The organism is Pseudomonas sp. N040, assembly GCF_015637705.1.
Classification (GTDB): domain Bacteria; phylum Pseudomonadota; class Gammaproteobacteria; order Pseudomonadales; family Pseudomonadaceae; genus Aquipseudomonas.
In genome coordinates this window covers 1-206 of record NZ_JADOBE010000033.1, presented here as the reverse complement: position 1 = coordinate 206, position 206 = coordinate 1, and the positions used below count along the sequence as shown (strand labels likewise).

1 protein-coding gene is annotated in these 206 nt (G+C 65.0%); it reads left to right on the top strand.

Annotated features, from left to right (window positions below):
• Positions 1-18 precede the first annotated feature (18 nt).
• A partial coding sequence (locus ISX93_RS17055) for a DUF5801 repeats-in-toxin domain-containing protein (RefSeq protein WP_195779953.1) occupies positions 19-206 on the top strand: 188 nt, incomplete at its 3' end.

Sequence of the window (206 nt, the reverse complement as noted above, 5' to 3'; positions counted from 1 at the left end):
CCAGCCGACGAGCTGACCGTGGATGAGACCGACCTGACGGCCGACGACAGCGCCAACTATGCCGACAACTTCAGCAACACGCCCGACTATGGCGCCGACGACGCCGGCACACTGGACACCGACTACGCCCTCAGCGTGAAGAGCGCCGGGGTGGATTCCGGGCTGGTGGATGTGGCCACCGACGAGAAGGTGTTGCTCACCGTCAA